Origin of the sequence: Nitrobacter sp. 62-13 (assembly GCF_001896955.1) — a bacterium.
Classification (GTDB): domain Bacteria; phylum Pseudomonadota; class Alphaproteobacteria; order Rhizobiales; family Xanthobacteraceae; genus Nitrobacter.
The window spans coordinates 1-6,903 of sequence record NZ_MKRN01000112.1 but is presented as its reverse complement, the minus strand read 5'-3'; the positions used below and the strand labels follow the sequence as shown (position 1 = coordinate 6,903).

The window sequence follows — 6,903 nt, the reverse complement described above, 5'->3', positions numbered from 1 at the left end:
ACTCGACCTGTTCCACTTCCAGGAGGAAGGTCCCGGCGTGGTGTTCTGGCACGCCAAGGGCTGGACCATTTTCCAGGCCGTGATCGCGTACATGCGCCGCCGCCTCGCCGGGGACTATGACGAAGTCAACGCGCCGCAGATGCTCGACAAGTCGCTGTGGGAGACCTCGGGACATTGGGAATGGTATCGCGAGAACATGTTCGCGGCGCAGTCGGCCGGCGACGAGGCCGAGGACAAGCGCTGGTTCACGATCAAGCCGATGAACTGCCCCGGCCACGTGCAGCTCTTCAAGCACGGGCTGAAGAGCTATCGCGATCTGCCGCTGCGACTCGCGGAGTTCGGCGTGGTGCATCGCTACGAACCGTCGGGCGCCATGCACGGCTTGATGCGCGTCCGCGGCTTCACCCAGGACGATGCGCATATCTTCTGCACCGAGGACCAGCTCGCCGACGAATGCCTCAAGATCAACGAGCTGATCCTGTCGACCTATGCCGATTTCGGCTTCGACGGCGAGTTGACGGTGAAGCTCTCGACGCGGCCCGAGAAACGAGTCGGCTCGGACGCCGCGTGGGATCACGCCGAAGCAGTCATGGCCGACGTGCTCAAGCGTATCGCCGCGTCGAACAACCGCATCAAGACCGAGACCAATCCCGGCGAAGGCGCGTTCTACGGACCGAAGTTCGAATACGTGCTGCGCGACGCCATCGGCCGCGACTGGCAGTGCGGCACCACGCAGGTCGACTTCAACCTGCCGGAGCGTTTCGGCGCGTTCTATATCGATGCCGACGGCGCCAAGAAGGCGCCGGTGATGGTGCATCGCGCGATCTGCGGCTCGATCGAACGCTTCATCGGCATTTTGATCGAGCATTTCGCCGGCAATTTTCCGCTCTGGCTCGCGCCGGTGCAGGCGGTCGTCACGACCATCACCTCCGACGGCGACGAATATGCCAAAGAGGTCGCCGCGGCGGCGCGGCGCGCAGGACTTCGCGTCGAGATCGACCTGCGCAACGAGAAGATCAACTACAAAGTGCGCGAGCATTCGCTGGCGAAAATTCCAGCGCTGCTCGTGGTCGGCAAGAAGGAAGCCGAGAGCCGGTCGGTCTCCGTCCGCCGCCTCGGCAGCGAGGGTCAGAAGGTGATGCCGACCGATGAGGCCATCGCGGCGCTGGCGGAGGAAGCCATACCGCCGGATATCAAGCGGGAGCGAAGCAAAGCCTGAGGCATCAAGCCCTGCGCTCCATCAGCAGATTCAAAAGAGCATCCATTTCAAGAGAGCATCCATGTCCGACGTTATCGATTTCCTGCGCACCCGCCGCTCGGTCAAGCCGCGTGACATGAGCGGGCCCGGTCCCTCGGCTGAGGAGATCGAAACGATCCTCACCATCGGCGCACGCGTGCCGGATCACGGAAAGATCGCACCGTGGCGGTTCATTGTGTTCGAAGGCGATGGCCGCGCCCGTGCCGGGGACGTCATCGCCCGTGTCTATGCGCGCAAGAACCCGTCGGCTCCGCAGGAGGAGATCGAAATCGAAAAGCACCAGTTGACGGAAGCGCCGCTGGTGATTGGCGTGGTGAGCTGTATCAAGCAGCACCCCAAGGTGCCGTCATGGGAGCAGGTGCTGTCGGCCGGCGCCAGCGCCATGAGCATCGTCAACGCAGCCAACGCGCTCGGCTATGGTACGAACTGGCTGACGGGCTGGTTCGCTTACGATCGCGACGTGCTCGACGGCCTTGGATTGAAGCCGGACGAAAGATTCGCGGGCTTTATCCATATCGGCACGCCGACAAAACCGAACAAGGACCGCCCTCGCCCGGCCCTGGCGGACATCGTGACGCGGTTCTGAGCCATAACGTTTGCCAGCGAAGCATGTTCGCCTGGCCCCGGGGATGGATGCCGGGTTCGCGTGAAGAAACGCGTCAAAACAACAATCCAGAGCTTCGCTTCTGATTCAATCAGAAGCGAGAATGTTCTGAAAGCAAAACGGACGCTTACGCTTTTCCCGCCGTCTTTTCCGCGCCGGCGAGCGCGGCAATGGTTTCCGATGCAATCTGCGCATTGGCTTCGAGCGGCTTGCCATGGACATGCTCGTCGATAAGCGCAAACGCTTCGTCTTCGGGCATCCCGCCCCCGATCAACCCGAGCACGATGACGTTCTCCACGTCCTCGGCCGAATAGACCTTTTCGACAAAGCGTCGGTGACAAGCCGCCGGGGAGTCGCCGTATTGTCCGGCGAGCGGAGCCCGCCCTATGCCGAGACGGGCAATGGTCACCATTCTCGCGACCTGCTTCAATTTCGCCCCGCCCGCGATCATGGCGAGAACTTTTGGCTCGTTCAAATTGAAGACGCGCGTCTTGCCGGCAAACTCAATCTTGCGCGCGCTGGGATTGGTGCTGTGGTTGGTCATTTAAAACCTCATGGATGACGTTGGCGGCGATCTGTGACGGATGGGCCGGCATTTGAAGCCGTCAGCGAAGTTGGCCGATGCTCTCGGAAATGATGCGGACAGCGCAATCGAACAAGCAACGGCAGATAATCTCATGCAGCGGGATTGCTACCAGAGTTCGGGTCCTCCGCATGATGTGCGGACGCGAACGGACCGAAACGATATTCCGCTTCGCGACCCTGAACGTAACGATATTGCGAGATCATCACCAGCTACTTGATCGCCAACCACTTGATCTTGTTAAGAAAACACCCTGGAGCGGGTGAAGGGAATCGAACCCTCGTATTCAGCTTGGAAGGCTGCTGCTCTACCATTGAGCTACACCCGCGCAACGCATCTAGCGTTCTGATTTTATTGCCATTTGCGGATGCTTTCCGCAAGGCTGGAAATCCGTCAATTCCGGCTCCAAACAGCGAACTTTAGACAAAAAGCCGCAAACCATCCTCCCAAGGCCCCACAGAACTTTTCCCTTCGCGCGACGTTGTCCACTATCACCGCGCGGCCCCCAGGCATTTATCGGTGATGAGAACGCCGGTTGCGCTCCCGCCTTCCTCTTTGGAAAGGAGCGCGCCATGTCCAAGCCACGGCGTCGTTTCAAACAAACGCAATCATTGAAAGATCGCCTCGGCGTGTTCGCGAGGCTGATACGAGAAAGGGCGGAAGCGATGCCCTTTGGCGCAGAGAAAGCTGCCACGCTGGCGAAGGCCGAGCAGGCCGAGTTTGCAGCGGACGCTGAACGTTGGGTAAATTCCCCGGAGCTTCGGCCGCCAAAATAATAATAAAAGGCGCCGCGGAGCGACCCCCTACGCGACAGTCCTCGATTCTGGACCCAACGAACGGCTACCCCGAGCGGGAGCTTATGCCGCGCGTTGCGTCATGTCCCAATCCACGCTACTGGAATGGGCGGTCCCATGATCCGCCTTGCGAGCGGCAGAGAGCAGCGCACTGAAGCCTATCAAGGTTCCGATAGCCAGAATTGCTACGAGGACAATTTTAGTTTTCATGTCGCTCTCCTTCGTGTCCGTCGAGAGACAGGACACATGTCGCCACCCTAATATGCGTCGGCATTGCCAAGGTTATAAGGCCCGGCTGCGGAGGATTTTCAGAAAACACGGCAGGTTGGATTGAGCCCCGACTCATCGGGCACGGGCTATCTCGCCCCCCCTCGGAAGGACTACAGCCCTTAACATGGCGCGATTTCGTGCCTATGATCCAGCTTCCATCAACAACGAAAGGAGGTGATTCAGTGTCTTATACCGAGCGCTGTCACCTCGCTGGGGTCGCCCGCTAGGCTTTTCGAGCCTCGCGACGGGCGGCTATGCGCCCGGTGCCAGCGAGACAACACCGAGGCGCGGCGGGCAAAAGCTCGCCGCGCTTTTTTGCGACGGCGAGCCGATATGACCGGCCGCATTTGCCGCGTCGGCGCAATCCGCAGGCAGCCTGACATGCCCGAATGCCTGCGCGGATCGCGCCAGGATGAACGTCGCTGGGGCCCATAAATCGTTCAAAGAACGATGACGAGCCGCAAGCCGACATCATCGCGCGTTGGCGTAGTGTTCACGACGATGATAGTGGCGACGGCTCGCATAATGCCGTCCTCCTCCGCTCCAGCCGCCAAGCTGGAAATGCCCGCTGTCGGCATTTGACCATTGCGCGCCGGAAATCAAACCGCAGGAGTTCGCCAGCGCGATCTCGTTGTGAGGCATCCGCGGCCTCGTGACATTGCGCGCGTATTGATTGATGTCGAGCGCCAGACCTGCCGGGTGCAACGAGGCCCGCACGCTGCCATGCGCCCGCCATCCCCCCATGAAGCGGATCGGATAGCCCTGTCGGTCAAGAGCCGAAACGAGGCACTGGAAAGCACCGGTGGCGCGGCCGGCAACATGCGCCGTCGCGCCGGAGGACGAGCGAACCACGCCAGCCACCCTCCCCGCGCCTTCGGCCATGACTCGCGCGAGCCCTTTGGAGATTCTGCGATGCGCTCGGTGACTGGCCGAATGTCTGACGACATGACGGGAACGGCCGGCGGTGTGATCCTCGAAATCAAACAGCGACGCCCCGTCGCCAAAGCAGGGACGCATCACATCGCAGCCAATACCGGCCTGAATTTTCTTATGAGAATGTCTGGCAAACGAAGGGGTGGCGGCGATGCAAAGCACCGCCGATGCAATAAGCAGTCGGATCATCGTGTCTCCGGAAAACGCTGGAGTGAGGGAACGCAGCAACTAAAGCCCTGCTCTAAAATGTCCGGTATGGAACCCTGGTCATGATACCGGCGTACCTAGGGCCGCCGGTCCCGGCCTGTCTAGCTAGACGCGAAACGCCATTTGAATTAACATTGAGAGTTTAGGTTAAGTCACGGGCTCGATCTGGCTCTTGCGCAACAAAAATATCTTTTAAATCAAATACATGGCTCGTCGGCTTCCGCTGGCCGCTCTGAGGGAGAGCGCCCTGCGCGGCCGGCAACCGATCGAAAATCGCATCGAAAGACGAACGCCGATCCCGGAATTTCCCCGCACCGGTTCGAAAGCGTCCCGAAACGACCAGCGCAAGGCCGGTTGGCATCCGAGCGGAAGGTCCGCATTTCATTCGGGTTGCCTGGAAGGGCGTCAGCGTATTGGATGAAAATGCGGATGAAGACCCGCTACGCTCGAGCTGCATTCGTGCGGATAAGCAACAAAACGCCGGAAGCTACCGGAGAACGTGGCAAGACGCCTGAAGCGATCGCTTCGATTTTCGAGCTTGCAAACGCCTCTCCAATCCTCCACGAGGACGCTGGCTTCGCGAAGGCATGAATCGAAAACTACGAACGCTATTACGGCTTTTGAGACGACGGAGACGTGAACATGAATGATTTCTTTGAATGGCGAAGTTCGATGCGGGAATTCGAGGGAACGAAGAAGACAGGCCGTCGAAACGCTTACATCATCGGCGCGTTGCTGGTGTTGCTGTTTATCGCTTTCATCGTCGGACTGGTGATGTTCCAATAAGCGATGACAAGCCGATCGACGAACCAAAGCGCCCGCACCCGAACAGGCGGGATCGATCGAGGAAATAACCACCACCTATGCGGTGTTCGCCACCGGCCGACCGGATTGATGCACGCGTGAGCTTTCCATCGCAGGACAGCACCGACATCAAGCGCTAGCGGATCGTGAACTCCCCAGCGCATTCGCCATGGGCGACGATCCCGCGACGGATCTAGGAGCTTCGAGTATTCACCTGTCGACCGCTGCGCGGCCGCTTGCCTCGGGCGGGTGCGCAGAAGGCTGAATGCAGCGCCTCCACGACAGTTAAAACCTCCGGCCGTGCGATGGAATAATAGACCGTCGTTCCTTCGCGACGGGCTTCGACAAGTCCGTCCGATCTGAGCCGCATGAGTTGCTGCGACATCGGCACCTGTTCGATCCCGAGCCCTTGACGCAATTCAGCGACTGACCTCTCGCCGTCCACCAGCGCACAGAGCACCAGCAGGCGCTGTGGATGGGACAGGCTGCGCATCAGTTCCGCGGCCGATTCCGCCGCCGGCATCATATCTCCTACATTCATAGTATTGAATTTATGCTCCTTGAATGTTATAAGCAAGCTGTCCGGCCTTCCCGAGAGGCCGACGCAAGGTTCAAAGGTAATTTGCTCCTGCCTTGAACCAGATCAAGACGCGATGCGCGATGTCGGGGAAACTCGGCGGATAATCGGAGGAATAGTCCATGTCTCACATTGTCGTTCTCGGCGCGGGCCTTGGTGGAACCATCATGGCCTACGAGATGAAGACCAAGCTGAGACGCGATGACCGTCTCACCGTCGTCAATCTTGGCTCGACCTATTCGTTCGTGCCTTCGAATCCATGGGTCGCCGTCGGCTGGAGACAGCCGGCGGATATCGAAGTCGACCTTGCCCCGGTGCTGAAACAGAGAGGCATCGAACTGCGGCCGGAAGGAGCCAAACGCGTCGAGCCGACCGAAAATCGAATTCAGCTCAACGACGGCACATCCATTTACTACGATTACCTGATTATCGCTACCGGACCTGACCTGGCCTTCGACGAGGTGCCGGGGCTCGGCCCGAATGCCCATACCCAGTCCGTCTGCCAGACCGATCATGCCCTTCAGGCCAAGGTCGCATTCGACAAACTCGTCAAGACGCCGGGACCGGTGGTGATCGGCGCCGTGCAAGGCGCGTCCTGCTACGGCCCGGCCTACGAATTCGCCTTCATCCTCGAAACGGCCTTGCGCAACGCGCGCGTCCGCGATCGCGTGCCGATGACCTTCGTGACGCCGGAGCCTTATATCGGCCATCTCGGACTCGACGGCGTCGGCGACACCAAGGGGCTGATCGAAAGCGCGATGCGCGACCGCCACATCAAATGGATCACCAATGCGCGCACCACCAAGGTGGATGCCGAAAAGCCACATCAAATGGATCACCAATGCGCGCACCACCAAGGTGGATGCCGAAAAG

11 protein-coding genes and 1 tRNA gene are annotated in these 6,903 nt (G+C 59.8%); 7 read left to right on the top strand and 5 right to left on the bottom strand.

Annotation, left to right across the window (positions count from 1 at the left end; genetic code table 11):
* Together thrS and BGN91_RS09370 are read left to right on the top strand one after the other, a co-directional pair.
* Window positions 1–1,219: threonine--tRNA ligase (gene thrS / locus BGN91_RS09375; RefSeq protein ID WP_292612524.1), on the top strand; the 1,219-nt coding region annotated here is incomplete at its 5' end.
* A gap of 61 nt (window positions 1,220–1,280) precedes the next feature.
* Window positions 1,281–1,844 carry a nitroreductase gene (locus BGN91_RS09370; RefSeq protein ID WP_292612522.1) on the top strand — a complete coding sequence of 188 codons (564 nt, stop codon included), beginning with the start codon at window positions 1,281–1,283 and terminating at the stop codon, window positions 1,842–1,844.
* Between the two features lie 145 nt (window positions 1,845–1,989).
* Here BGN91_RS09370 and BGN91_RS09365 read toward each other — a convergent pair whose 3' ends face one another.
* The gene (locus BGN91_RS09365) at window positions 1,990–2,406 is read right to left on the bottom strand and encodes a GTA-gp10 family protein (protein ID WP_292612520.1); all 417 of its coding nucleotides are present in this window, start codon (window positions 2,404–2,406) and stop codon (window positions 1,990–1,992) included.
* 293 nt (window positions 2,407–2,699) lie between these two features.
* Window positions 2,700–2,773 (bottom strand) — tRNA-Gly (locus tag BGN91_RS09360).
* A 244-nt stretch (window positions 2,774–3,017) separates the two neighbouring features.
* Here BGN91_RS09360 and BGN91_RS09355 point away from each other — a divergent pair.
* Entirely contained in the window at window positions 3,018–3,221 is a 204-nt protein-coding gene (locus BGN91_RS09355) for a hypothetical protein (RefSeq protein WP_292612518.1), read from the top strand.
* 81 nt (window positions 3,222–3,302) lie between these two features.
* Here BGN91_RS09355 and BGN91_RS09350 read toward each other — a convergent pair whose 3' ends face one another.
* Window positions 3,303–3,449: a hypothetical protein gene (locus BGN91_RS09350; RefSeq protein ID WP_292612516.1), complete on the bottom strand. Its 147-nt coding sequence runs from the start codon at window positions 3,447–3,449 to the stop codon at window positions 3,303–3,305.
* Window positions 3,450–3,980: 531 nt separating this feature from the next.
* On the bottom strand, window positions 3,981–4,370 hold the full coding sequence (locus BGN91_RS09345; protein WP_292612515.1) for a M15 family metallopeptidase: 390 nt from the start codon (window positions 4,368–4,370) through the stop codon (window positions 3,981–3,983).
* Window positions 4,371–4,442: 72 nt separating this feature from the next.
* On the opposite strand from BGN91_RS09345, the gene BGN91_RS09340 reads away from it, so the two are divergent.
* The 3 genes from BGN91_RS09340 (at window position 4,443) to BGN91_RS09330 (ending at window position 5,435) form a co-directional block, all read left to right on the top strand.
* On the top strand, window positions 4,443–4,715 hold the full coding sequence (locus BGN91_RS09340) for a hypothetical protein (protein ID WP_292612514.1): 273 nt from the start codon (window positions 4,443–4,445) through the stop codon (window positions 4,713–4,715).
* A gap of 363 nt (window positions 4,716–5,078) precedes the next feature.
* The gene (locus BGN91_RS09335) at window positions 5,079–5,240 is read left to right on the top strand and encodes a hypothetical protein (protein WP_292612512.1); all 162 of its coding nucleotides are present in this window, start codon (window positions 5,079–5,081) and stop codon (window positions 5,238–5,240) included.
* 51 nt (window positions 5,241–5,291) lie between these two features.
* Window positions 5,292–5,435: a hypothetical protein gene (locus tag BGN91_RS09330; RefSeq protein WP_292612510.1), complete on the top strand. Its 144-nt coding sequence runs from the start codon at window positions 5,292–5,294 to the stop codon at window positions 5,433–5,435.
* A gap of 211 nt (window positions 5,436–5,646) precedes the next feature.
* On the opposite strand, the gene BGN91_RS09325 is transcribed toward BGN91_RS09330, so the two are convergent.
* A complete protein-coding gene (locus BGN91_RS09325; RefSeq protein WP_366408423.1) occupies window positions 5,647–5,976 on the bottom strand; it encodes a metalloregulator ArsR/SmtB family transcription factor in 330 nt (109 codons plus the stop codon).
* 176 nt (window positions 5,977–6,152) lie between these two features.
* Between BGN91_RS09325 and BGN91_RS09320 the strand changes: the two genes are divergently transcribed.
* Window positions 6,153–6,903 (top strand): FAD/NAD(P)-binding oxidoreductase (locus tag BGN91_RS09320; protein WP_292612508.1); only part of this gene is annotated, 751 nt, incomplete at its 3' end.

Coding starts and splice junctions, on each gene's coding strand:
- BGN91_RS09355 (WP_292612518.1), top strand. CDS start 3,018: ATGTCCAAGCCACGGCGTCGTTTCAAACAAACGCAATCATTGAAAGAT.
- BGN91_RS09330 (WP_292612510.1), top strand. CDS start 5,292: ATGAATGATTTCTTTGAATGGCGAAGTTCGATGCGGGAATTCGAGGGA.
- BGN91_RS09325 (WP_366408423.1), bottom strand. CDS start 5,976: ATGCCGGCGGCGGAATCGGCCGCGGAACTGATGCGCAGCCTGTCCCAT.
- BGN91_RS09370 (WP_292612522.1), top strand. CDS start 1,281: ATGTCCGACGTTATCGATTTCCTGCGCACCCGCCGCTCGGTCAAGCCG.
- BGN91_RS09335 (WP_292612512.1), top strand. CDS start 5,079: ATGAAGACCCGCTACGCTCGAGCTGCATTCGTGCGGATAAGCAACAAA.
- BGN91_RS09365 (WP_292612520.1), bottom strand. CDS start 2,406: ATGACCAACCACAGCACCAATCCCAGCGCGCGCAAGATTGAGTTTGCC.
- BGN91_RS09340 (WP_292612514.1), top strand. CDS start 4,443: ATGTCTGACGACATGACGGGAACGGCCGGCGGTGTGATCCTCGAAATC.
- BGN91_RS09350 (WP_292612516.1), bottom strand. CDS start 3,449: ATGAAAACTAAAATTGTCCTCGTAGCAATTCTGGCTATCGGAACCTTG.